This is a genomic window from Streptomyces sp. NPDC048172 (genome assembly GCF_043202595.1).
Classification (GTDB): Bacteria; Actinomycetota; Actinomycetes; order Streptomycetales; family Streptomycetaceae; genus Streptomyces.
On the sequence record NZ_JBIDAT010000002.1, the window covers coordinates 237144 to 258148 of the forward strand.

At 69.2% G+C, this 21005-nt stretch carries 26 protein-coding genes, 1 tRNA gene and 1 pseudogene; 15 read left to right on the plus strand and 13 right to left on the minus strand.

Annotated features, from left to right (window positions below):
* Positions 1 to 68 precede the first annotated feature (68 nt).
* Both ACGF3A_RS09575 and ACGF3A_RS09580 read left to right on the plus strand, forming a co-directional pair.
* A complete protein-coding gene (locus ACGF3A_RS09575) occupies positions 69 to 971 on the plus strand; it encodes an alpha/beta fold hydrolase (RefSeq protein ID WP_393727629.1) in 903 nt (300 codons plus the stop codon).
* Positions 972 to 1260: 289 nt separating this feature from the next.
* Positions 1261 to 2085 carry a hypothetical protein gene (locus tag ACGF3A_RS09580; RefSeq protein ID WP_393727631.1) on the plus strand — a complete coding sequence of 275 codons (825 nt, stop codon included), beginning with the start codon at positions 1261 to 1263 and terminating at the stop codon, positions 2083 to 2085.
* Between the two features lie 18 nt (positions 2086 to 2103).
* Here ACGF3A_RS09580 and ACGF3A_RS09585 read toward each other — a convergent pair whose 3' ends face one another.
* The gene (locus ACGF3A_RS09585) at positions 2104 to 2604 is read right to left on the minus strand and encodes a phosphoribosyltransferase (protein ID WP_393727633.1); all 501 of its coding nucleotides are present in this window, start codon (positions 2602 to 2604) and stop codon (positions 2104 to 2106) included.
* A 25-nt stretch (positions 2605 to 2629) separates the two neighbouring features.
* Positions 2630 to 3205 (minus strand): dCTP deaminase, encoded by a 576-nt coding sequence (gene dcd / locus ACGF3A_RS09590; protein WP_393727635.1) that lies wholly within the window; start codon positions 3203 to 3205, stop codon positions 2630 to 2632.
* 556 nt (positions 3206 to 3761) lie between these two features.
* Here dcd and ACGF3A_RS09595 point away from each other — a divergent pair.
* From ACGF3A_RS09595 to ACGF3A_RS09615, 5 genes are all read left to right on the plus strand, one after another.
* A tRNA-Gly gene (locus ACGF3A_RS09595) sits at positions 3762 to 3835 on the plus strand.
* Positions 3836 to 4054: 219 nt separating this feature from the next.
* Positions 4055 to 4402 (plus strand): transcriptional regulator, encoded by a 348-nt coding sequence (locus ACGF3A_RS09600; protein ID WP_393727637.1) that lies wholly within the window; start codon positions 4055 to 4057, stop codon positions 4400 to 4402.
* Entirely contained in the window at positions 4399 to 5070 is a 672-nt protein-coding gene (locus tag ACGF3A_RS09605; RefSeq protein ID WP_393727639.1) for a nucleotidyl transferase AbiEii/AbiGii toxin family protein, read from the plus strand. Before ACGF3A_RS09600 ends, ACGF3A_RS09605 begins: the two co-directional genes overlap by 4 nt.
* Before the next feature lie 249 nt (positions 5071 to 5319).
* Positions 5320 to 5799, plus strand: a complete 480-nt coding sequence (locus ACGF3A_RS09610) for a hypothetical protein (protein WP_393727641.1) — start codon at positions 5320 to 5322, stop codon at positions 5797 to 5799.
* A 358-nt stretch (positions 5800 to 6157) separates the two neighbouring features.
* Entirely contained in the window at positions 6158 to 6712 is a 555-nt protein-coding gene (locus ACGF3A_RS09615; RefSeq protein WP_393727643.1) for a hypothetical protein, read from the plus strand.
* Between the two features lie 989 nt (positions 6713 to 7701).
* On the opposite strand, the pseudogene ACGF3A_RS09620 reads toward ACGF3A_RS09615, so the two are convergent.
* The 5 genes and pseudogenes from ACGF3A_RS09620 to ACGF3A_RS09640 form a co-directional block, all read right to left on the minus strand.
* Positions 7702 to 8025: pseudogene (locus ACGF3A_RS09620) on the minus strand (site-specific integrase); the annotation flags it as partial.
* A 395-nt stretch (positions 8026 to 8420) separates the two neighbouring features.
* Positions 8421 to 8843: a DMT family transporter gene (locus tag ACGF3A_RS09625; protein ID WP_393727645.1), complete on the minus strand. Its 423-nt coding sequence runs from the start codon at positions 8841 to 8843 to the stop codon at positions 8421 to 8423.
* Between the two features lie 52 nt (positions 8844 to 8895).
* Positions 8896 to 9216: a DMT family transporter gene (locus ACGF3A_RS09630; protein ID WP_393727647.1), complete on the minus strand. Its 321-nt coding sequence runs from the start codon at positions 9214 to 9216 to the stop codon at positions 8896 to 8898.
* A 58-nt stretch (positions 9217 to 9274) separates the two neighbouring features.
* Complete coding sequence (locus ACGF3A_RS09635) at positions 9275 to 9772, minus strand: nucleoside deaminase (RefSeq protein WP_393727649.1); 498 nt, start codon at positions 9770 to 9772, stop codon at positions 9275 to 9277.
* A complete protein-coding gene (locus ACGF3A_RS09640) occupies positions 9769 to 10365 on the minus strand; it encodes a DsbA family protein (RefSeq protein ID WP_393727651.1) in 597 nt (198 codons plus the stop codon). Before ACGF3A_RS09640 ends, ACGF3A_RS09635 begins: the two co-directional genes overlap by 4 nt.
* Before the next feature lie 125 nt (positions 10366 to 10490).
* On the opposite strand from ACGF3A_RS09640, the gene ACGF3A_RS09645 reads away from it, so the two are divergent.
* Positions 10491 to 10850 (plus strand): MerR family transcriptional regulator, encoded by a 360-nt coding sequence (locus tag ACGF3A_RS09645; protein WP_393727652.1) that lies wholly within the window; start codon positions 10491 to 10493, stop codon positions 10848 to 10850.
* A 681-nt stretch (positions 10851 to 11531) separates the two neighbouring features.
* Here the strand turns inward: ACGF3A_RS09645 and ACGF3A_RS09650 are convergent.
* Positions 11532 to 12080 carry a hypothetical protein gene (locus tag ACGF3A_RS09650; protein ID WP_393727654.1) on the minus strand — a complete coding sequence of 183 codons (549 nt, stop codon included), beginning with the start codon at positions 12078 to 12080 and terminating at the stop codon, positions 11532 to 11534.
* A gap of 200 nt (positions 12081 to 12280) precedes the next feature.
* Between ACGF3A_RS09650 and ACGF3A_RS09655 the strand changes: the two genes are divergently transcribed.
* Both ACGF3A_RS09655 and ACGF3A_RS09660 read left to right on the plus strand, forming a co-directional pair.
* Positions 12281 to 12670, plus strand: a complete 390-nt coding sequence (locus ACGF3A_RS09655) for a hypothetical protein (RefSeq protein WP_393727656.1) — start codon at positions 12281 to 12283, stop codon at positions 12668 to 12670.
* A gap of 214 nt (positions 12671 to 12884) precedes the next feature.
* A complete protein-coding gene (locus ACGF3A_RS09660) occupies positions 12885 to 13739 on the plus strand; it encodes a MerR family transcriptional regulator (protein WP_393727658.1) in 855 nt (284 codons plus the stop codon).
* Positions 13740 to 13760: 21 nt separating this feature from the next.
* On the opposite strand, the gene ACGF3A_RS09665 is transcribed toward ACGF3A_RS09660, so the two are convergent.
* The 3 genes from ACGF3A_RS09665 to ACGF3A_RS09675 form a co-directional block, all read right to left on the minus strand.
* Positions 13761 to 14582, minus strand: a complete 822-nt coding sequence (locus ACGF3A_RS09665) for a DUF3159 domain-containing protein (protein ID WP_393727660.1) — start codon at positions 14580 to 14582, stop codon at positions 13761 to 13763.
* A gap of 107 nt (positions 14583 to 14689) precedes the next feature.
* Positions 14690 to 15289 carry an SgcJ/EcaC family oxidoreductase gene (locus ACGF3A_RS09670; RefSeq protein ID WP_393727662.1) on the minus strand — a complete coding sequence of 200 codons (600 nt, stop codon included), beginning with the start codon at positions 15287 to 15289 and terminating at the stop codon, positions 14690 to 14692.
* A gap of 225 nt (positions 15290 to 15514) precedes the next feature.
* Positions 15515 to 15826 carry a hypothetical protein gene (locus ACGF3A_RS09675; protein ID WP_393727664.1) on the minus strand — a complete coding sequence of 104 codons (312 nt, stop codon included), beginning with the start codon at positions 15824 to 15826 and terminating at the stop codon, positions 15515 to 15517.
* A gap of 134 nt (positions 15827 to 15960) precedes the next feature.
* Here ACGF3A_RS09675 and ACGF3A_RS09680 point away from each other — a divergent pair, with 134 nt between their 5' ends.
* The 4 genes from ACGF3A_RS09680 to ACGF3A_RS09695 are packed head-to-tail and all read left to right on the plus strand — an operon-like array spanning position 15961 to position 18391.
* Positions 15961 to 16497 carry a hypothetical protein gene (locus ACGF3A_RS09680; RefSeq protein WP_393727666.1) on the plus strand — a complete coding sequence of 179 codons (537 nt, stop codon included), beginning with the start codon at positions 15961 to 15963 and terminating at the stop codon, positions 16495 to 16497.
* A 17-nt stretch (positions 16498 to 16514) separates the two neighbouring features.
* Entirely contained in the window at positions 16515 to 17765 is a 1251-nt protein-coding gene (locus tag ACGF3A_RS09685) for a DUF6973 domain-containing protein (protein ID WP_393727668.1), read from the plus strand.
* 6 nt (positions 17766 to 17771) lie between these two features.
* Complete coding sequence (locus ACGF3A_RS09690) at positions 17772 to 17960, plus strand: hypothetical protein (RefSeq protein WP_393727670.1); 189 nt, start codon at positions 17772 to 17774, stop codon at positions 17958 to 17960.
* Positions 17957 to 18391: a hypothetical protein gene (locus ACGF3A_RS09695; protein ID WP_393727672.1), complete on the plus strand. Its 435-nt coding sequence runs from the start codon at positions 17957 to 17959 to the stop codon at positions 18389 to 18391. Before ACGF3A_RS09690 ends, ACGF3A_RS09695 begins: the two co-directional genes overlap by 4 nt.
* Before the next feature lie 14 nt (positions 18392 to 18405).
* Here the strand turns inward: ACGF3A_RS09695 and ACGF3A_RS09700 are convergent, their stop codons facing one another.
* Both ACGF3A_RS09700 and ACGF3A_RS09705 read right to left on the minus strand, forming a co-directional pair.
* Positions 18406 to 19314 (minus strand): CPBP family intramembrane glutamic endopeptidase, encoded by a 909-nt coding sequence (locus ACGF3A_RS09700; protein WP_393727674.1) that lies wholly within the window; start codon positions 19312 to 19314, stop codon positions 18406 to 18408.
* A gap of 67 nt (positions 19315 to 19381) precedes the next feature.
* Positions 19382 to 20278 carry an alpha/beta hydrolase family protein gene (locus ACGF3A_RS09705; RefSeq protein WP_393729060.1) on the minus strand — a complete coding sequence of 299 codons (897 nt, stop codon included), beginning with the start codon at positions 20276 to 20278 and terminating at the stop codon, positions 19382 to 19384.
* 141 nt (positions 20279 to 20419) lie between these two features.
* Here ACGF3A_RS09705 and ACGF3A_RS09710 point away from each other — a divergent pair, with 141 nt between their 5' ends.
* Positions 20420 to 20980, plus strand: coding sequence for a helix-turn-helix domain-containing protein (locus ACGF3A_RS09710; protein ID WP_393727676.1), 561 nt, complete (start codon positions 20420 to 20422; stop codon positions 20978 to 20980).
* The last annotated feature ends 25 nt before the right edge of the window (positions 20981 to 21005 follow it).

Genomic DNA, 21005 nt, shown 5'->3' on the forward strand with positions numbered 1-21005 from the left:
TAGGTAGGAGAGAAGGGAAGCTCTCGCGCGGGGTTTGTCACAGACAGCGCGTACGGCACGGTTTCCCCATGACCTCCTCTCCTCCCGCCCCGGACCCCCTGGACCTCACCCACGGCATGGCCGACATCGAACCGGGCCTGCGGCTCCACTACGTGACGGCGGGGACGGGGCCCCGTACGGCCGTCCTGCTGCACGGCTTCCCGCAGACGTGGCGCGAGTGGCGCCGCGTGATCCCGGCGCTGGTGGAGGCCGGATTCCGCGTCGTGGCGCCCGACCACCGCGGCGCGGGCGACTCCTGGCGCCCGGCGGGCGGCTACGACAAGCGGACGATGGCCTCCGACATCCACCGCCTCCTCCGCGACCACCTCGGGACCGAGGGCCGCGTCGCCGTCGTCGGACACGACATCGGCCTGATGGTCGCGTACGCCTACGCGCAGGCGTACCGCGACGAGGTCTCCCACCTGGTCACCGTCGACGCGCCGCTCCCCGGCACGGACGTCTTCGACCTCGTCCGCACCGACCCGCGCGTCTGGCACTTCGCCTTCCAGGGCAGCCCCGGCGCCCGCGACCTCGCGGAACTCCTCGTCGCGGGCCGCGAACGCCCCTACCTCCAGGCCTTCTTCAACGCCCGCTCCGCCGACCCCGCCGCGATCCCGCAGGAGGACTTCGACGCGTACGTCAGCGCCTACTCGGCCCCGGGCGCGATGCGCGCCGGGTTCGAGCTCTACCGCGCCTTCGACCAGGACGCGGCGGACAACCGGGCGGCGCTGGAACGGAACGGCAAGCTGACGGTTCCGGTGCTGGCGGTCGGCGGCATGACGAGCACGACGGGCGAGGTCATCGCCGAGATGATGCGGGAGGTCGCGACGGACGTCACGGCGCTGCGCGTACCGGGGACGGCGCACTGGGTCCCGGAGGAGAACCCCGCGGCGCTGGGGGACGCGCTGACGCGCTTCCTGGCCGAGAACTGATCCTCCGGCCCACTCGGTCGCACTCGGGCACGAGGGGTGGCCGAGCGGGCGGAGGCAGGGAAGCGCTGCTTTGCCAACGTGCACCGACCTGTCCCCTCGTCTCACATCCACGGACGGGGCGGAGAGGTCAACGGGCTTCGACGGAAGCCGAGTTGCCCGTAATGCGAGGTCGTACAGGAGAACGCTCCTTGCCACGGATCGGCGGTTGCAGGAGCGTATGCGACCGGTAAACGGCAACCGGCAACCGGCAACTGGCAACTGGCAACCGGCAGGACGAGGGAGAGCAGCCATGTCACAGCGCATCCCGAGCCGCTCCATCCGCCGCACCGCAACGGTGGCGGCGATGGCGCTGGGGCTCACCGTCGGCTCGTTCAGCGGGATCAGCGCGGCCAACGAGCCGCTCAAGGAGGGCCCCGCCACGCTCCAGGACTTCGCGCGGGCCTCGGCGCCCGAGTGGAACTTCGCCCGGGCCAACTCCAACGACCCGTGCTGGCCGGAGGACCCGTTCGACGGGGACGGCAATCCGAAGCCGGGCGGCGACGTGAAGAACTGGCCGGACTCGGACGGCGGCTGCGCGCCGCACGGCGAGGACTTCCCGACCTTCTACACGGTCCGGAAGTGCGACCCGGACGAGATCCGCGTCAGCTACTCGATCTACCAGGCCACCAGCGGCTTCGAGCCCTCCGGCCACCCCCACGACTTCGAACACGTGGACGTGGTCTGGAACAGGAACGGCGACGACTGGACCCGCTCCAAGCTCCTCATGAGCAAGCACGGCGAGCACCGCAGCGCCGACTGGGACGACGCCGAGAGCTGGAACGGGGACCGCGGCAGCGCGGGCCTGGGCCGCGAGTACCCGCGGATCTTCGTCGGCTTCGGCAGCCACGCGATGTTCAACGACCAGAAGGAAGGGCTCAAGGACGTCCTCTCGGCCTACACCGACCTGGAGTACCGCCAGGCCGACTACCCCTCATGGTCCGACGAGGGCGGCGGCCTGGTCGAGGTCGCCCCCGACAGCGACCTGCACAGGAAGTTCAAGGACAACGCCGGAGCGTTCGGCAGCGCCGACGGCAACCCGGCGGCGGTGTCCGACAAGATGTGCGAACACGCCTGAGGCCTCAGGAGTCAGGCGTCAGGCGTCGAGGACCTGCCCCTCGCGCCGTACCACGGGAGGCTCGACGGACCAGGGGAAGTTGATCCACTGGTCCGTCCGCTTCCAGACGTAGTCGCACTTCACGAGCGAGTGCGACTTCTCGTAGATGACGGCGCTGCGCGCCTCCGCGACGTGCTCGGCGCAGAAGTCCTGCACGAGCTTGAGCGTCTTGCCGGTGTCCGCGACGTCGTCGGCGATGAGCACCTTCTTGCGGCTCAGGTCGACGACGTTCGGCACCGGCGGGAGCATGACCGGCATGTCGAGGGTCTCGCCGACGCCGGTGTAGAACTCCACGTTCATGACGTGGAGGTTCTTCACGTCGAGCGCGTACCCGAGGCCGCCCGCGACGAAGAGTCCGCCGCGCGCGATGGACAGCACGATGTCGGGCTCGTACCCGTCATCGGCGACGCGCTGCGCCAGCTCGCGGATGGCCGTCCCGAAGAGGGAGTACGTCAGATTCTCACGGGTACCGTCGCTCATGCTCTTCCAGCCGTTCTTTCTGTTCTCACACCTGGGTCCGATGGAAGTTCAGGAACGAGCGCGAGGGGGTGGGCCCGCGCTGCCCCTGGTAACGAGATCCGTACCGGGCCGAGCCGTACGGATACTCGGCGGGCGACGTCAGCCGGAACATGCACAGCTGGCCGATCTTCATCCCCGGCCACAGCTTTATCGGGAGCGTCGCGACGTTCGACAGTTCGAGCGTCACGTGGCCCGAGAAGCCGGGGTCGATGAACCCGGCCGTGGAGTGCGTCAGCAGCCCGAGCCGCCCCAGCGAGCTCTTGCCCTCCAGGCGCGAGGCCACGTCCTCGGGCAGGCTCACGACCTCGTACGTCGAGGCGAGCACGAACTCACCGGGGTGGAGGATGAAGGGCTCGTCCCCCTCGGTCTCGATCAGCCGCGTGAGGTCGAGCTGCTCGACCGCGGGGTCGATGTGGGGGTACCGGTGATTCTCGAACACCCGGAAGTACCGGTCGAGCCGTACGTCGATGCTGGACGGCTGCACCATGGCCGGATCGTAGGGATCGACCCGCACCCGTCCGGCGTCGATCTCGGCCCGGATGTCCTTGTCAGAGAGAAGCACGGGCCGAGACTACGCGCACGACACGGGGCCGGCCCAATCGGACCGGCCCCGAGTGGCCTGTGTCTCGGCCCGTGTCTCCGACCCGTGTCCCGGGCCCTCACTCAGCGCTTCTGCTCCGCCACGGGAACCGCGTGCCGCAGCCGCCCGCAGCGGGGACAGCGCAACAGCCGTCCCGGGCCGATGCGCCCCACCCCCAGATTCTGCATCGGGAACGTCGAGGTGCTGAACACGTGCCCTTCGGCACACCGAACGACGGTGGACTCCATCGCTTCCCTCTCCCCTGTACGTACGTGGACGTGGTGACGGCACGGTCGCGCGACGGGAACGGGAACGGGCTCACCGGCGCAACCACAAATGCCACATTAGGGGATCAATCCAACTCCCCCACGTCCGGCACTCCGCCCACCACCGTACGCTCCAACTCCCTTCCCCCGATGCTCCCCCACCACCCCTTCACCCCACCCACAACCCACGAAAAAGGACCCCTCACCTGTGCGGCGGGGGTCCGGCATGGGGTACAGTATCCGGCGAAGAGCCACCCTTTCTCCGGCTCCTCGCGGGCGTAGTTTAATGGTAGAACATGAGCTTCCCAAGCTCAGAGCGCGGGTTCGATTCCCGTCGCCCGCTCCATAGTTAAGGCCCAGGTCAGAGACCTGGGCCTTAGTGTTGTGCGGAGTGGCTCCCCCTCGCGTGCCAGATCCATGCCAAATAGCGGTCGTGGCCAGCGCCATGAAACAGGGGACGTCGAGGTCGAGTGTGACCGGTCAGGCCGGTCCATGTTCTCCATCCGCAACCGCGCGTGCCTCCGAACCGAGGGCTCGTCGCGACCTCTTCCTGGATAATCGACGCATGGCATCACAGCCCAGTGCTTCCGAGCTCCGTCGTGCCAGGTTCGCGCGACGCTTGCCCGCCGCCCTCTCCGAGCTTGACGGCCCCGAGCACGGCACAGTGTGCCTGCCGCTCCATCTGGCCTGGTCGGGGTTGACCACGTTCGATCTCGATCAGCCCCGGCTGCGGATGAGCTACTACCGAATCGTCCTGGCCGAGGGGCTGCACGACGATCTGGTCCATTACCTCAATCGCGACCACCTCGTAGATCTGTGGCCCGTTCTCCGCACGCTGGTCAGCCGCGATGTCCGCGAGGTCTGGGAGAGCTCCTTCGAAGAGCTGGCCCGCAGCGACCAGGCCGCCGCGTGAACCTCACCGATCTGCATCGTCGCTTGCTCGCCGACGTGCTCGCTGTGGGTGGCCCCTACCCTCTGGCACTCGCTGGTGGCTACGCGGTCCAAGCGCACGGATTGGTCAATCGGCTCAGCCAGGACCTCGATGTCGCGACCGAGAACCCGGACCGCATGGAGGACATCGCCAGTGTCGTCCGCTCCGGCCTGGAGCAACGGGGATGGCGGGTGAGGGCTCTGGAGACAGACCCACTGTCCGCGCGCCTGATCGTGACCGACCCCACCAGCCATGAAGAGTGCGAAGTCGACATCCTCAAGGAAGCACTCTGGCGGCCCCCCGTACGCACTGAGCACGGTCTGGTCCTGTCCCTCCAGGACGTCGTTGGCACAAAGGTCCGCGCACTGGCCGACCGCGGACTCGCCAGGGACCTGATCGACGTACAGGCCGCTGCGGACCGCTGGAGCCACATCGAACTCGAAGAGCTCGGCCGACGCCATGCCCGCGACTCCTTCGATCTGAGCGAGCTGCAAGCCCGACTGGGCGGAGCCGATTGGATCGACGACCTGGAATTCGCTGCCTATGGGCTCGACGACCGAGCAATCCTTGCGCTGCGGCAGTGGGCACAGACATGGGCCGATGACATCGCGGAACGACTTCAGGAATTAGAGGATCCGGACGAAGACTGATAGCCACCCCCACTGGCCCCCCAGGCCAGTATTCCCAGGGACTCCATGCCGTCCGAGTCGGGTCCGTTCAGGAGTCCGATAGGCGCTACAAAGGACAGGTCAGAGTCAGCCGATCGGCTGGCGCAGCTTGGAGTCCCTGCCATCTCCGACCTCAGACCGGACAGGCCACCGCCGAAGCCGTTCCACCGGCCTCTCGGCCGCAGCATTCGCTACGCTGATTCGGGTCCTCACATAGATGGGAGTGACTCGATGACCTCGCTCAGTCAGGCCGTAACAGCCTTCTCGCCATTAATCGTTGCCTTGTTGGCAGGATTCTTCGCAGCTCGCGAACGCAGCCAGTCCAGTTCGCAGAGGTATCTAGCACGGCTAACCGCGGAAGCCGAAGCTCTTCAGTCGCTTGAGTCACTTCAGTCACTGCCCAAAGAGGCTGGAGCCAACGATATTCTCGCAGCACAGATTGTTTCCACGGCTCGCAAATACGCCGCAACCTGCGCACTTGAAGACTCGCTTTCACGCGACAAGGTGGGCATAGGGCTTGGGGTAGTTCTTGGCGGCGGTGGAATCATCCTTGGCACTTGGGCAGCCCTGCAGGGAGGGGCCCATTTTTGGTGGTGGATTCTGGCCATTCCAGCCATTGTTCTTGGGGTACCCGGCTTCTTTCATGAACTAGGTGGAGGGGACAGCAGGAAGACTCAGACAGGTGGTCATGACCAAGGTGATCAGGCTTGAAGCCGCAAGCCGCAGCCACCCATCCCGTCTCCGCGCCACATCGCACCAGAAGCCCGGCCCGATGGCTCCAGGTGGGGGGGAGCGACGGGTATCCCTTCGGTTCCTTCTAAGGCGACTTGAGACTTGCGCCTTCGACGTAGAGGAAGCCAGCTCCCTCAGGACGTGTGCCGTCCCAGTGGCGGCTGACAGGAGGGGGCGCGAACCGCGCCTCCGTGAGCGTGCGAAGCGGACAGCCCTCACCAGGCGGTGTGCCGGATCCGGTCAGCGCTCCGCTTCGTCACCGAAGGCGTCCCGCATTACGCCGCACAACCGACGGAATGCCGCAGACCGATGGTCCTCCCCGCGGGAGGATCGCGTGATGACAGACGTCTGGAACGCCCTGGGCGCGGTCGGCACATGCGCTGCGGCGATCGTGGCCGTAACTATTGCCACGCTCGATGCTCGACGCCACCGCCGGAGCGAAGCTGAGCAGCGGCTGGAGCAAGCTGACCGGGAGAAGGAGAAGGCACGCACCGTCGTCGCAACGCTCGGGCACGATCTCTCGCAGGCGCGGATAAGCAACTTCGGCACCAGCCCGGTCCTCAACCTGGAGCTGCTGGGCGCTCAGGTCACCGTCACCAGACAGTCGGGGAGTCAGGAGCACCAGTTCCGACCTCGTGACGAACGCCAGCAGTACGGGTGGCAAGTGGTCGCCCCTGGCCAAACCGTGACGGCCACTATTGATACCCAGGACCTTCGCGACCAGGTTTCGCCAGGCCCAGATACCCACGACCTGGCGATAGACATCGCCTTCACCGACGCGGACGGGCGGATCTGGAAGCGCAGCGGGGACAGGCAGCCGGAGCGAATCCTCGACGCCGACACCCAGCTCCCCAACAGCCACGCATACCGAACCGCGCCACACCAGCGCTGACGTGACGCCCAGACCCCAAGGCCGGTTCCTCCACCCTGACCTGCAGGCTCGATCGCCACGTAACAACTTTCCGTACGGCTTCAAGGCGGCCCGCGCGCGACAGCAGGGAGCGGCCACTTGAGGCCGAAGAAGAGGCACGTCGCGGCTGGGGCGGTCGGCTCCACGGCTTTAGCCCTCCGGGTCCAGGTCCCGCGTCGGACAAGGCCAGGGGGCCAATCGGGCACGAACGCGGGCAGACCAGAGCTGCTCGATCCGCTGGCGAGACCGGGCAGGACACTGCCCAAAGCCGTCCCACCGACCTCTACATATCAGGCCGCTCGTTGTCTTCTGGGGCAGTCCAGTACCAAGCCTTTGCGGCCCACACCAAGTCGCAGGCGGGGCACTCCCGGAGTTCCTTCGTACCTTCATCGTTCAGCTTGCCCGGCGGGAAATCCACGAGCCGACCGCATCCGGCGCATGTCGCGGTCAGGGTTTCAGTGATCTTCGTTCCAACGTTGTCGCCCATACCGGAGCACACTGCCAGAACGACCCGACAGATCGCTGAGGTTCGGGCTTCCACGCTTTGCCCTGTCAGTTGGTGACGCCGCAGTGGACGATATCGGAGCGCAGAGAGCAGGCGTCAACGTCGCTACACACCGCATTTAGTCCTCATGAAATCAAGCGCGACTCGGTAGCAGCAGCCAAGACCGAGGACCCCCGGAGGGGCCCTCGGCACTCGGCTTCTCGACCGGTTACCTGTCGCGAACGATCATGAGGATGATCATGATCAGCAGCAGCGAAATCGGCTCCATGGCGGGACTCCCTCATGTCAAGCCCACAGCGGGGCATCGGATGCAGGGAGTCGCGTTTTACCGAGCACGGCACATTCTGCCGCTGCTCACAGCCCGTGTCATCGGGTTACACACAAGCGCAAACCTTGGATTCCGGTAGACGCACTCGCTCGCGCCAGATGCGCACCAGAACAGCCGGTAATCAGCGGTCAACACCGGTCAGCACCGGCAGTCAGAGCGCGGGGACTTCTTCGCGGCCTGGCGGCGAGCCGCGGTCACACGGGCGTCAAGGCCCTCTGCGACCTCCTGCTGCCGCTCATCGTCCGAGTGCTGGTAGATCAGCGCCGCTTTCTCGGAGGACTGGCCGGCGCGGACCATCGTGTCCTTGAGGGTGGCGCCCGACTGGGTGGACAGGGTGTGGCCGGTGTGGCGGAAGTCGTCCGGGAGGCCGACCGCCGCACGGGCACTGCGCCACTTGCGGCCGAACGTGCTCCGCCGGAAGGGGGCTCCCCTCTCGCCGACGAACAGCAGACCGTCGGGGCCATCTGTTCCTCCGGTCGCATCGGACCGTAGGCGCCGAAGTAGATCATCAGCTGCCAGCAGACGGGTGGGTGAGGCTTCCGAGCAGGGGCGGGAACTCCACTCGTCAGGTGGCGGTGGGGATTTCGAGGGAGACAGCGTCGTCGGGTCGGATGGGTGCTCCTCTAACGGTTGAAGGGTCCGCCCATTCAACGATCCAACAGGCCCTGGGCGGTGGGCATGGGCGAGGCCGCTGTGCGGCCGGGCCAGCAATGTTCCCTTGGGGAACGCATGGCTCTTCCCTGTCCCGCCCCTCCATACAGGGGACGACCCGGTCCCTGGGGTGAGGGCCGGGTCTTGGGTGTGGCTCGTACGGGAAGGTCTTCCGCGCCGTGCCGGCATCGGGGTCCCACTGCGCTCTACCGCTCGGTGGATTCCGCGGTGGGCCGGTCGGAGAGCTTCAGCCAGACGACGCCGCCGATGATCAGCGTGAGCCAGGCGGCCTTGCCCAGGGTGAGGGTCTCGGGGAAGAAGACCGGGCCGAGCAGGGCGGCTCCGACGGCACCGATCCCGGCCCACACCGCGTAGCCGATGCCGACGTCGATGGTGCGCAGGGAGATGCTCAGGGCCAGCAGGGTGAGCAGGAAGAACACCACCGCGACGATCGACCAGGGCAGGATGGTGAATCCCTGGCTGCCGCCCACGGCGAGGGCGTAGCCGACTTCGAAGATTCCGGCGAGCAGGAGGACCAGCCAGGCCCGGGTGCGCTTGCCGGTCGCGGCGGCGGGGCTTGGGTCGGCGGTGGCTGCGGTGGTGGTGATGGCTGCGGTGGCGGTGGGCATGGGGTTCCTCTCGGGCGAGTGTGTGACGGAGCAGGGTGGGCCGTGGTGGGGATCAGGCTGTGCCGGTGAGCTGGAGTCCGACGACGCCGGCGATGACGGCGGCGATCCCGAGGAGCTTGCGCCAGTCGAGACGCTGGCCGAAGAAGAGGGCTCCCAGGAAGGCGATCCCGACGCCGGCGGCGGAGGTCCAGATCGCGTAGCCGACCCCGACCTCGAAGGTGATCAGCGCCAGGCTCAGGACGTAGGTGGCGATGCCGCCGCTGACCAGCGTGGCGATCGACCAGCCGAGGCGGGTGAAGCCCTGGGCCTTGCCCGCGGAGATAGCCACGGCGACCTCGAAGACGACGGCGATGGCGAGGTAGAGCCAGTGCATGACGGGTTCCTTCCGGATGTGTGGTTCACGGAGTGGTTCATGTGGTGGTTCAGAAGCGTCAGATGGACGCGGGGTGGTGCAGGGTGCGGTAGCGGGTGAAGGGCACCAGCGCCCGGCTCACGGGCAGATGGCGGGCATCCCGCTCCAGGGGAAGCGGCTCGGTCCCGCCGCTCGGGTATCCGGGCCGGTATCCGGGCCGGTAGTCGAAGCCCCACGCGGCGGCCGTGTCGCGGTCCACCGCGTAGTGGACCTCGGCGATGCCGTGGGCGGCGGCGAAGCGGTAGCACATGCCGCAGGGTTCACCGGTCGCCAGGAGTACGGCGCCCCGGACCCCGGCGGGTCCGTGCTCGCGCAGGGCCTGCCGGATCGCGGTGATCTCGGCGTGGGCGGTGGGATCGCCGGTCTCCAGGACGAGATTCACGCCGGGTGCGGAGACCTGGCCGTCGGAGTGGAGCAGTTGCCCGACGAAGGGGGGCCCACCGGAGTCGACATGGTGGATGCAGAGCTCCACGGCCTTGGTCATCAGGTCCCATGGGGCACGGGTGGGTTCGCTCATGACACGGCCACGTCTTCCAGGGCGCGGCGGATGACTCCCTCGGTGGCCACGCCTTCGATGCGCCGCTCGCCGATCACGAGGGTCGGTACGACGGTGATCTTCTGCCGTGCCGACTCGGCCAGGGCCTCCCGGTGCCGCTCGGCGTACCACTCGTCGTCCAGGGCCTGGGTGTAACCGGCCGGGTCCAGGCCGGCCTCCTCGGCCAGGCGTGCCAGGACTGCCCGGTCCCCGATGTCGAGGTCCTCCCGGAAGAAGGCCGCCATCAGGCGCTGGTGGTAGGCGTGGCCACGGCCGTGCTCCTGGGCGTACTGGGCGCCTCGGAAGGCGAGTTCGGTGTACGGCTGCGGGGAGATGCTGGGCAGCCGCATCGGGATCCGGTGGTGCCGGGCCATCGGGTAGACGGCACGGTTCCAGATCTCGGGCAGGTACGGGTCCTCCGGGCGCAGGGTGGGCGTGGGGAACGGGCGCAGTTCGTGGGGGTGGTGCACCACTTCGACGTCCGGCCGGTCCGTCACGGCCCGTTCGATCAGCTCGTCGGCGATCAGGCAGAACGGGCAGACGTAGTCGGACCAGATGTGGATCTCTGCCGCCATGTTCGCCTCCGGTTTCCTCCGGCGCACCCGGTGTGCGCCGTGCCTGTACCTTCGGTCTTCACACCGGTGTCAGGTGCAACGCCGACGGCGCCGGGTCACTCGACGGGCGGCGGCCAGGAGGAGCCATGCGGATAGGTGAGTTGGCGGAGGCGACCGGGGTGAGCAGCCGTTCGCTCCGGTACTACGAGGAGCACGGCCTGATCCGCTCCGAGCGCACCTCGGGCGGATGGCGGGACTTCGACCCGTCGATGGTGGACCGCGTGGTGATGATCCAGCACCTGTTCGCGGCGGGCCTGGGCAGCGGCACCATCGACCAGGTGCTGCCCTGCCTGGACGCTCCGCTTGAGGAGCGCAACGGCGAGATGGAGCGGCTGTTCGCCGAGCAGGCGGAGCGGCTCGCGGCGAAGCAGCGCGACATCGAGCGCGAGCGCGAAACCCTCCGAGCCCTCCGCCGCGAAACGGCCCTTCCCGGCGCCACCCCCTGAAGCGATCGGCGTCGCTGTGAGCGCGGCCAGCGCCCCCCGTCGCGTTGCTCGCGGGCACGCTGCTGCCCTGCTGCCCTGCTGAACAGGGGAGGCCGGATGGCCGGGTACCTCGCGGGAGCGTGCGTCATGATCGAGCGGGGACTTTTGATCCATTGGTTGCGGGTTCGGCCCCGCCCGACCGCTGGAGATCATCGGGCTCCCCGTGCTGGCCTGTGACGCAGCGCTCAGTCTGGGAGGTAGCAGAGCTGTCAGTCGTCGTTGCTCGCCTTCTCGGGCTCGTCGATCCCGTCGCCCGCTCCACGATTGAGGCGAGAGCGCCTTCGACGAGTTGGCTCACAACGCCCAGGCCGCTGCGTGAACCTCACCGATCTGCACCGTCGCTTGCTCGTCGATGTGACCTCGATGTCGCGACCGAGAGCCCGGATCGTATGGAGAACATCGCCGGTGTCGTGCGCGCCGGTCTGGAGTGAACTCGGAGAGTTCGGTCGGCGTCACGCCCGCGGCTCCTTCGATCTCGGCGAGCTCCAAGCACGGCTGGGGCGGAGCCGACTGGATCGACGACACGGAATTCGCTGCCTACGGGCTCGACGATCAGGCAATCCTCGTTCTGCGACAGATGGCCGAGGCCCACACGGGATGGCCCAGCTTGTGGACACGTGGGCATGGCCGAGTCAGCTTTGGTCAGCTCCTGCTGCGCCCTAGCAGCTTCGTTTGCTCACGCTTCAGGCGTATGAACTGGTCGCGTGTGTACTGCTTCAGCTCTCTGCCCGGGAACGGGATGAGCGACAGGTGCTCTTCATGCTGGGCCTCCGCCCAGCGGACCGCTGTGACTTCGTAGCCGGCGACGTGTGCGCAGAGCTGAAGCAGCACCGGTGGCATCTCTTCTTCGACAAGGAGGTCTGCCTGATTGACCACCACGTCGCGCATCGCCTGAATGTTCGGGAGAAACACCGTGGTGGCCCACAGCCGCCACTCTGCGAGTTCTCGCTCAGTGGGAGGGGTCTCGTGCCGGAAGGGGTCACGGCCGTCGGGGCGGGCGTACTTCTCAGCGAAGGCGTCGTAGGCACGGCCGTTCGTCTGCATCAGTGCGAACAGAGGGCCGTAGAAGTCGCTCAGCTGAGAGTTCACCCTGGTCAGCCGTGCCTGCCTCTCAGCCAGGCGAAGCCCGTTGAGATATGTCGCGGCATATCCGGCGAATGCCAACGCAATGGTCGTGATCACTGTGGACATGCACAGGATGCTAGGTCGGGGGTGGGCCACCGGCTGGCCGGCGTGCGAGCCCGTAGCTCGCAGTGCGATGGCCAAACGTGACTGTGCCGTCCCGCTTGTCTCAGCTCTGTCACCAGGTCCCGGATCCATGTACTCACCACTCGTATCGGGATAGCGTCCCGCACGAACCGGAATCCGATCCTCGACAAGAGAGACGTGACATGAAGCTTCGCAAGACCCGCACCGTCATAGGCACCCTCATGCTCGCCGGTGCCGCCCTCGCGCTCAATGCCGGGAGCGCCTCCGCCTTCAGCTGGGACCACGCCAAGTCGTACCAGGGCGCGCGCGTCTACTTCGAGGAGCGCGGGGACATCGTCAAGGTGTGCGACACCTCGAAGAACGGGCAGGCGGCAGAGGTCAACGTCTACGAGAACAGCCCCGGCGACGTCGGCTACACGATGACCGTCAACACGGGCGCCGGCACCTGCAAGTCGCACAGGGCCAGCCACGGCAACAGGTACAACCTGATGGAGGGCAACAACGCCTACTTCAACCTCGACGGCAACGGCGGCGGCTCGTCCTACACCTACAGGTGGCTCAACGACCACTGAGAGGGTGGGGTGATCGGGGGTCGCGGTGGAGCGGGCTCGGGCTGATCGCGGAGGGCAGCCCTGAGAGCAGCAGCCACTGACGACACCTCCTCTCCCACACATGTCGAAGGGCCGTCCCTCGTGGAGGGGCGGCCCTTCGGCGTGTGAGGGCTGTTGCAGGTGCCGTAGCGGCATGTGGTGTCGTCGGGGCACCACCGCAAGAAAGGGCCGCTCCGTGACGCACCCCTTCGCCACGCCTCCCCGCCAGGTCAAGATCGGTGATGCCGCCGCCTTCGCCGGTACCACCCCGCGCGCCATCCGCCACTACCACCAGATCGGTCTGCTGCCGGAGCCCGAGCGAGGCGGGGACGGGCGCCGCCGCTACGGGTACGACGACATGATCCGCCTGCTGTGGATCCGGAAGATGGCGGAGGCCGGTATCGGCCTGGATGACATACGGTCCGCGTTCGACGGAGCCCGGGACATCGAGGAGAGCCTGGGCCGGGTGGAGGACGCCCTGGCCGCCCAGGAGGCCGAGATCAAGCGGCGGCGCGCAGCGGTTCAGCGCCTGCGGGCCGTGGGCAGCCCGCAAGGGCTGCTCTCCTCGCTCGTGACGGACCGGCTCAGCCAGCTGTCGCCGGGCGCGCTGCGCGCCGCCGACCTGGACACCCTGCTGGTCACGGAGCGGATCTTCGGGCCGTTGGGAGCCGCCGTCCAGGCCAGCACCTTCATCGCGCTGGCCACCCACCCCGACCTCCGGGCCGAGGCGGACCGTCTCGACGCGGCCGACGCCGCCCTCGACGACGGCGTCGATCCCCATGACCCGCGAGTCGACGAACTCGCCGCGCGGCACTACGCCCACCACAAGGCCCTGCTGCGGGCCACCGAGGCGGACGGGCTGGACGCGGCCGAGGAGAAGCTCTTCGAGATCTACGACGCCGATCTGACGGGCGAAGAGGACGCCCGGCCGGGCGTCCTCGAAGCGGTCACCAAAATGCCCTACGACTTCTCCCCCGCCCGCACGCGCTGCATGGAACTCACGGCCGAGCTCCTCGCCCAAGACCTCCAGGACACGCCGGACGACCACTGACCGCCCCGCGGGGGAAGGGGCTCAGGGCTTGGCGGGCCGCAGGCCCAGCCGCTTGAGGCGCTTGTCGGAGGTGCGGGCCGCCCAGGCCACCACCAGGAGGCCGGCACCGAGCAGCGGGTAGCCCATGGCGATCTTCGCGAAGCCCAGCTCGCCGACCTGGTCGGTGCTGTAGAGGTACTGCTGGACCGCGAAGCGGGTGGCGAAGATGACGGCCAGGGTGACGGTGGCGATGTCGTAGTAGAAGCGCGAGCGCTTGTCCGCGCGCCAGGCGTTGCCCTTGCCCGTGGCGGAGTTCCAGATCAGGCCCGCCAGCGGCCAGCGCACGGCCACCGAGGCGAGGAAGACGACCGCGCCGCCGAGGCTGGCCCAGATGCCGATCAGGAAGTAGTCCTTGGCCGAGCCGGTGTACCAGGAGATCCCGGCCGCCACCGCGACGCCGAACACGCCGCCCAGCGCGGGCTGGAGGGACTCCTTGCGGCGCAGCCGGTCCACCGCGATCCCCAGCGCGAGGGCGAACGCGGCGATGATCGCGAACTTCAGCCCGCGAAGGTTGTTGGCCACCACGAACGCGATGACGGGCGCCGTGGAGTACATCAGCCCCTTGGTGCCGCCGGCCTGCTCCAGCATGGTCGGCTTCTTCGCTTTCCCCGCGGCCTGGCCGGCCCGGCCGGTCCGGTGCGGCTGATCCGCCTGTGCCGCCGCGTAGGGCGCGGCCGGGCGGCGGCGGCGCCGGGGCTTCGACGACAGCTCCAGCGGCTCGTTCAGTCCGCTTCCCTCGTCCGTCAGCTCCGCCGGATCGGCCAGATCGTCGAACATCCCGTGGCGCGCAGTGGCGTTCTGCATCCTTCTCGACTCCTCCCGAGTGACAGGACCGGAACCCGAAGGCGCCGAACCCCTCAACGTCTGTCGCTGAGCGCCATACTGTCACTTAGTGACGATCCTGGCTAGTGTCACTTCTCAGCTTTCGGGGCCGTCTCGGGGGACCAGAGGAAGGAGAAGCGCTCCATGACGTTGCTGCGCTCGGTGTTGTGGAACGCGGCGATCCGCCAGGCGTCGTCGGTGTCGCGGGCCAGGGTGAAGGTCGTCACCTTCGTGAGTTCGTCCGCGTCGGGCTTGTCGCCGGTGTAATCGGCGCCGCGACTGGTGAGGACGGCGACGTCCTTCGTCAGGAAGCGCATGTCGAGGTATTTGGCGGCGAGCTTGCTGTCCTTGAGGAAGCCCTTGAAGAGCTCGCGGTGGCTCGCGGTGATGTCGGCGCGGCCCTCGTAGTGGCTGCCGATGTAGGTGGTGTAGGTGCCGTTCTTGGTGAACTGGCGGCCGTACGCCTCCGCGTCGCCGCGCTCCCAGGCGGCGGCGAGGGCGTCGAGGGTGGCGCAGACGGCCTTGCCGTCGCCGCGGTCGGCGTCGGCCGGGATCACCTCGCGGCAGTCATCGGCACCGACGCGCCGGACGTCGGAGGTGGCGTCGAGATAGAGGTAGGCGCCGGTAGCGCCGAGGGCGAGGACGAGCGTGGAGGCGAGGGCGACGCGCTTGACGATCTTGCGGTTCATGGCGAGGGCTCTCCGTTCGGTGGCGACACAGACACGGTGACTGCGTTTGCGCAGTTACTGCCGTAGAGCAGTGACTATGCATACGCATTATCTGCATGTACGCAGAGATTAGGCAAGAGGATCATGCTGGTCGACGACGGAAGGTCTTCGTGAACGATCACGGGCGGCCGGGCCGACAGGCCCCGCTCTTCGACTACTTCGCGGGGGGGGGCGAGGGCAGCGCCCTCAGAGTGCGCGGCGGCCTCGGCGTACGTGCACGGCCGTGGCGAGCGCCGCGGTGGCCGTTCCGGCCGCCAGGAACAGCACCGTCCGGGTCAGGTGGGCACTCCGGGCGGGCTCGCAGATACGGGTGTGCCGGTCGGCGGCCCCGTCGTCCGGGAGGGGGAAGAGGACCGATCCGCACTGCTCCGCGACCGTGGCCGTGGGGTCGGCGGGGTCCTCGTTCGCCTGGACGTCGGTCAGCGCCAGGGCGACTCCGGCGAGGAGCAGCACCGCCGGGAGGAACCACAGCGCGGCGGCCAGCGTAAGTCTCCGCAAGCGATGCGGTGTTCGCCGTGTCTCCGCCCGCGTCATCGCCTTCCCCCTCCCCTCCGCTCGCGCGCTCAGCGTACTCACCTGCCAGCGCCCGGCACGGGGATACCATGCCCACGTCACGATCAGCGCGCTAGGGGATGACGTTGGACTCGTTCAAGGCGGAGTGGGGTGCGCTGGTCTCGCGGGCCCGGGCGGAGCAGGAAGCGGCGGGGACGCAGCTCAACTCCGCGCCTCCCGCGGGCGGCGGGGGCACAGGGCCCGGGGGAGCCGACCGGCTGGCCACGGACCCCGTGGCGAAGCGGGCCTCGGCGGAGTACATCGATGAGAAGCTGCTGCCGCACGTGCGCGGCGCCGGCCGTATGGCCGGTGAGCCGTCCGACGGGCCGGAGAAGGGGATGCTCGGCAGCGAGCGCGCCCAGCCCGGCGGCACCTTGCAGGACTGGGAGTCCTGGCAGGGCGTCGAACACGTGCTGCGGAAGTGGGGCAAGCAGGTCCGCAACCTCGAACACCGGCTCCAGGGCGAACGCGACGCGCTCCGCGGCGCGAAGGTGCTCTTCCAGTCGCGGGACGGACTCGTGCACAACTCGTTCGCCCCCGGCACGGGCCCGGATCCCTACCAGCCCACGCTTCCCGGCAACGGGCCCACCGGCCTGCGCCCGGCCGCCTCCCCCTGACGGCGACTGCGACGACGATGAGACTCTCGTACCGCGAGATCATGGCCGCGGACGTCACCGAACTGGAGGACGCGGCGGCGGCGTTCCGGAAGGCGGGCAAGCGCTTCGGTGAGCTGCGGGTCGACTACGACGCGCAGGTGCGCGGCGCGCTGTCCCGCAGCTACTGGGCGGGGATCGCGAAGGTGCGGTACGACGAGGTGGCCCGGGTCTCCTCGGACGAGTTCGGCCGTGCCAGGCGCCAGGCCCGCCACCTCGCCACGCTGCTGACCAGGGCGTGCGACGACCTGGTGGAGCGGAAGAGAGCCCTCGGCAGGAAGGTGAAGGCCGCCGAGGAGGACAAGATGAGCGTGGACGGCGACGGCCGGGTCACGCTCGACACCACCAGGCTGAACGAGGGCGAGCGGCTGGCGCGGGGCCACGACCCCACGTACGCGGCGGCCCTCGACGAAGAGGTCACGGGCTGGCAGTCCCGTATCGACAAGGCCGTCGAGGCGGTCAACGACGCGGACGCCGCGATCCGGAGGACCCTCGTCGACGCGGTCGAACCTCCGGACGACCGCGCGGCCGGAACGCACGGATTCAACCCGGACAAGGTCGAGTACGCGCCCCCGGGCCCCCGGAAGGACCTGGACAGGATTCTCCGCGAGTACCAGGTCGCCCCGGACCCGGGCGGGGTGGTCGGATACCCCCGTAACTGGGTGCTGCACGCGGGCGCGTTGGTCCTCGGCTCGGCGCAGAGCGTCACCGTGCGCGAGGCGGACATGCTCGACGAGATGGGCCTCAACGGGCTGCGGGACTTCAAGGGCATCAAGGACAAGGCGTTCGACGCCGCCGACGCGCGATTCACGCCCGGCGACAGGAACGACAACCACAACGACGCGTTCCGCCACGCCTACTGGAACACGCTCATGACGAAGAAGTACGGCGCGGAGTGGACCGAGAAGTACGCGACGACGCACGAGACAAGGCCCGGCAACCAGCCCGAGCGCGAGGCGATGGACCTGCACAACAACGAGGTCGGCAGGCGCATCGCCCAGGAGCATCCCGACGCGAGCGAAGAGGAACTGGCCGGTCTGGTGGAACGGGCCGTGCACAACGGCGAGACCGTCGTGATCCCCCAGGGCGGGGGCCGTCTCGACTACAGCGACCACATCGGTTCCGACGAGACGGGCGACCCCTCGCTCCCCGCCCCCGAGGACGACCGGGCCGACGAGTCGGGCGCCGCGGACAGCGGCGGCTCGGTGGTCGGCGAGGAGAGCGGGAGTTGAGCAGACGTGAGCAGGCGGCGGTATGTGGCTCGCGGGGTTCCGGGTGGGTACCGGATCTGGGACAACCGGGGGCGGCGGTGGTGGGGGGACCTGTACGAGCTGTGCCCCGACGAGCTGCTCGCCGAGTTGAACGGGGCTGGTGACAGCGAGCGGATCACCGCGCTGCTCAAGCGGTACCGGGCGATGAAGAGGTGAGCGGCGCCGCCATGGAGGGTGCGCTGCGCGGTGCGGAGGACGCGTCGTACGAGGTGCGGGCGGCGGCCGGGCGGGAGTTGGCCCGGTGGGTGGAGCACGGGGACGTACCGGCCGTGCTGGAGCGGTTGGTGCTCGATCCGTACGACACCGGTGTCACCCAGGCGACGACCGAGGCGCTGCTGCGGCGGAACGACGTCGCCGGACTGCGGATCGTGCTCCGGGCCCTCGCGCGTGCCGCGGAGCGGGGGGTGCAGGGGGAGCAGGGGGTGCCGTGGTGCACCGTCGACCGGATCGTGGGTGACGTGCACGCCTACGCGGGTGAGTTGGCGGCCGCCGGGCTCGCTGATGAGCACGCCCGGCGGCTGCGGATCCTGGCCGCCGACCCCGACCTCGATCCCGGCGTCCGCGACGAGGCCCTGTATTTCCTCTAGGCCCGGGGGCGGTCCTATGCCTCCGCGTGCGCCAGGGGGCGCGCCGCCGGGTCGGCGTACGGGGTGCGCGTGCGCTGGGTCGCCAGGAGCGCGAGGGCCAGGAGGGCCTGGACGCCCATGATTGCGCCCTGCGTCACCGGCTCCTCGACGCCGAGCAGGACCATCGTCGTGTTGGCGGCGAAGTGGACGGCGATGGCGGCGGCGACGCCCGCGCGTTCGTAGGCGTAGCCGGTGAGCATGGCCATCGGGATGACGCTGGCGGCGAAGAGCAGGCCGCTGAGGGTGTCGATGCCGAGCTTGTTCTGGACGGTGCCGTCGATGAAGAAGAGCGGCAGGTGCCAGACCGACCAGATGACGCCCAGCACGAGGCCGACGGTGAAGCGGCCCATCGACGCGCGCATCCGCGGGTACGCGGTGCCGCGCCAGCCCGCCTCCTCCGACAGCGGGCCCGTCACCAGCATGCTCACGAAGAACGGCGCCGCGCCGCCCGCCTTCTCGAACAGGCCGTCGGCCTCCGACAGATCCACGCCGGGCCCGCCCAGCGCGTGCCCCAGGAACGCCGCGCCGACCACGCTCGCCGACGCCAGCACCAGCAGGAACGGGGCCCAGAGCAGGGTCGCGGGGCGGAAGCGTACGACGTGCTCGGGGACGGGTTCGCCGCGGCGGCGGCGCCGTACGCGGACGACGAGCGCGCCGATCAGCGGGCCGAACGCGCCGAGCACGTACGGAACGATCGCGGGCGGCTCCGTCGCCGAGCCGTCGAGCCCCATCGCCAGCCCCCAGGCGGCCCAGCTCGTGGCGAAGCTGACGACCATGAAGAGGAGGAGACCGCTCCGGGAGCGGGACTGGTGGGCGGTGGTGGTGGTGGTGGCGGTGGTGGCGGTGGTGGCGGTGGTGGCGGTGGTGGCGTGCATGGTGTTCATGGGTCCGTTCCTCGGCTTGGAGAGTGCGTGGTCGTCGGGGCTCCCTCGCCCCGTTCACCGTTCGCCGTTACGGGAGTCGGCGTACGAGCCACTCCGTGACCCGCGTCAGCACCTCGGGGTCGACCGGCTCGCGCAGCAGGCGGCGGTACGCGGCCATCGAGGGGCGGCCGGGGTCGCGGCGGAGTACGTGCGTGAGGTCCCTGATCTCGTGGACCTCGGCCTGCTCCCCGCCCCCGGGCACCAGGCGGCGGATCTCGTCCAGGTGCGCGGGGTCGATCTGGAGGTCCTTGTCCCCGGCGAGCGCGAGTACGGGGACGCGGAGGGCGGCGAGGTCGGTACGGGTGTCGTGGCGGAGCATCTCGCGTGTCCAGCGGGCGTTGACCGGGAACCCGGCGACGCGCGAGACGTCCGCCGTCCCGGCAGCGAAGCGGCGGAGCTGGCGCTTGCCGAACGCGCGGAGGGCGGGCCGCAGCAGGCGTACGGGCGCGGGGAGGGCGGCGAGGACCGAACGGGCCTGCCAGCGGAGGGCGTCCTCGCCGAGGCACGCGTACCCCGCGAGCAGCACCACCGCCGCGACGTCCGGCCGCCCGCCGAGCGCCATCGCGTGGAGCGCGCCCTCGCTGTGGCCGACGACCGCGACGGCGTCCGCGCGGATGTCGGGGCGCGCGGCGAGGGCACGTACGGCGGCGGCTCCGTCGAGGCGGTTGCCGACGAAGCCCGCCGCGCGCCAGTCGCCGGGGGTGCCGCCGACGCCGCGCCGGTCGTAGCGGAGCGTGGCGATGCCCTCGGCCGCCAGCGCCTCGGCCAGCGGCGTGGCCAGGCCGACGCGGACCTTCGGGGTGTTGCCCTCACGGTCCAGCGGGCCGGAACCGTGCAGGAGGACGACGGCGGGGTGGGGGCCGGGGCCCGCGGGGAGAGTGAGGGTCCCGGCGAGGGGGACGGCGTCGTCGGCGACGACGGTCATCTCGACATCCCGCGTCTGGCCCTGGCCCTGCCCGTACCCCTGGCCCTGCTCCTGCGCACGCCGCACGTCCGCGTCCCCCCAACTCGCCACACTCATTAATCTCAACTTCGAGAACGTTATCAAGCATGAGACCATAGACGCATGACGACCGCAAACCTGCTCCTGCATCCCGTCCGATTGCGGATCCTCCAGGCGCTGGTCGGCTCCGAGCCGCTGACCACCGCGCAGCTCCGCGAGCGCCTCCCCGACATCCCGCCCGCGACGATGTACCGGCACATCGCGGCCCTCACCAAGGCCGAGGTGCTGGAGGTGGTGAGCGAGAAGCAGGTGCGCGGCGCGATCGAGCGCAGCTACCGGATCCGCCAGGACGGTGCCCTCGTCGGCGAGGAGGCGCGGACGTCGATGACGCGCGAGGACCACCGGCGGGCGTTCACCGCGTTCTCGGGCGCGCTGATGGGGGACTTCGAGCGCTACCTCTCCCGGGACGACGCCGTACCCGCCGACGACGGGCTCCTCTACCGGCAGGGCTCGGTGTGGCTGACGGACGAGGAGTTCAAGGAGCTGGTCGCGGACCTGGAGCAGGCGGTGACCAGCCGCGCCCGGACCTCGCCGGGCGACGGCCGTACGCGCCACATCGTCAGCCTGGTGGTCGTGCCGGACGCGGAAGCGGAATCGGAATCGGGGGACGGCGCCCCGGACTGACGTCCCGTCCGTCGCCCCGTCCGTC

What these genes read in the sequence shown, in the direction of transcription:
- ACGF3A_RS09575 (WP_393727629.1), top strand. Translation starts at nt 69, where the DNA reads ATGACCTCCTCTCCTCCCGCCCCGGACCCCCTGGACCTCACCCACGGC.
- ACGF3A_RS09580 (WP_393727631.1), top strand. Translation starts at nt 1,261, where the DNA reads ATGTCACAGCGCATCCCGAGCCGCTCCATCCGCCGCACCGCAACGGTG.
- ACGF3A_RS09585 (WP_393727633.1), bottom strand. Translation starts at nt 2,604, where the DNA reads ATGAGCGACGGTACCCGTGAGAATCTGACGTACTCCCTCTTCGGGACG.
- ACGF3A_RS09600 (WP_393727637.1), top strand. Translation starts at nt 4,055, where the DNA reads ATGGCATCACAGCCCAGTGCTTCCGAGCTCCGTCGTGCCAGGTTCGCG.
- ACGF3A_RS09610 (WP_393727641.1), top strand. Translation starts at nt 5,320, where the DNA reads ATGACCTCGCTCAGTCAGGCCGTAACAGCCTTCTCGCCATTAATCGTT.
- ACGF3A_RS09615 (WP_393727643.1), top strand. Translation starts at nt 6,158, where the DNA reads ATGACAGACGTCTGGAACGCCCTGGGCGCGGTCGGCACATGCGCTGCG.
- ACGF3A_RS09625 (WP_393727645.1), bottom strand. Translation starts at nt 8,843, where the DNA reads ATGCCCACCGCCACCGCAGCCATCACCACCACCGCAGCCACCGCCGAC.
- ACGF3A_RS09630 (WP_393727647.1), bottom strand. Translation starts at nt 9,216, where the DNA reads ATGCACTGGCTCTACCTCGCCATCGCCGTCGTCTTCGAGGTCGCCGTG.
- ACGF3A_RS09635 (WP_393727649.1), bottom strand. Translation starts at nt 9,772, where the DNA reads ATGAGCGAACCCACCCGTGCCCCATGGGACCTGATGACCAAGGCCGTG.
- ACGF3A_RS09640 (WP_393727651.1), bottom strand. Translation starts at nt 10,365, where the DNA reads ATGGCGGCAGAGATCCACATCTGGTCCGACTACGTCTGCCCGTTCTGC.
- ACGF3A_RS09645 (WP_393727652.1), top strand. Translation starts at nt 10,491, where the DNA reads ATGCGGATAGGTGAGTTGGCGGAGGCGACCGGGGTGAGCAGCCGTTCG.
- ACGF3A_RS09650 (WP_393727654.1), bottom strand. Translation starts at nt 12,080, where the DNA reads ATGTCCACAGTGATCACGACCATTGCGTTGGCATTCGCCGGATATGCC.
- ACGF3A_RS09655 (WP_393727656.1), top strand. Translation starts at nt 12,281, where the DNA reads ATGAAGCTTCGCAAGACCCGCACCGTCATAGGCACCCTCATGCTCGCC.
- ACGF3A_RS09665 (WP_393727660.1), bottom strand. Translation starts at nt 14,582, where the DNA reads ATGCAGAACGCCACTGCGCGCCACGGGATGTTCGACGATCTGGCCGAT.
- ACGF3A_RS09670 (WP_393727662.1), bottom strand. Translation starts at nt 15,289, where the DNA reads ATGAACCGCAAGATCGTCAAGCGCGTCGCCCTCGCCTCCACGCTCGTC.
- ACGF3A_RS09680 (WP_393727666.1), top strand. Translation starts at nt 15,961, where the DNA reads ATGACGTTGGACTCGTTCAAGGCGGAGTGGGGTGCGCTGGTCTCGCGG.
- ACGF3A_RS09685 (WP_393727668.1), top strand. Translation starts at nt 16,515, where the DNA reads ATGAGACTCTCGTACCGCGAGATCATGGCCGCGGACGTCACCGAACTG.
- ACGF3A_RS09700 (WP_393727674.1), bottom strand. Translation starts at nt 19,314, where the DNA reads ATGAACACCATGCACGCCACCACCGCCACCACCGCCACCACCGCCACC.
- ACGF3A_RS09705 (WP_393729060.1), bottom strand. Translation starts at nt 20,278, where the DNA reads ATGACCGTCGTCGCCGACGACGCCGTCCCCCTCGCCGGGACCCTCACT.
- ACGF3A_RS09710 (WP_393727676.1), top strand. Translation starts at nt 20,420, where the DNA reads ATGACGACCGCAAACCTGCTCCTGCATCCCGTCCGATTGCGGATCCTC.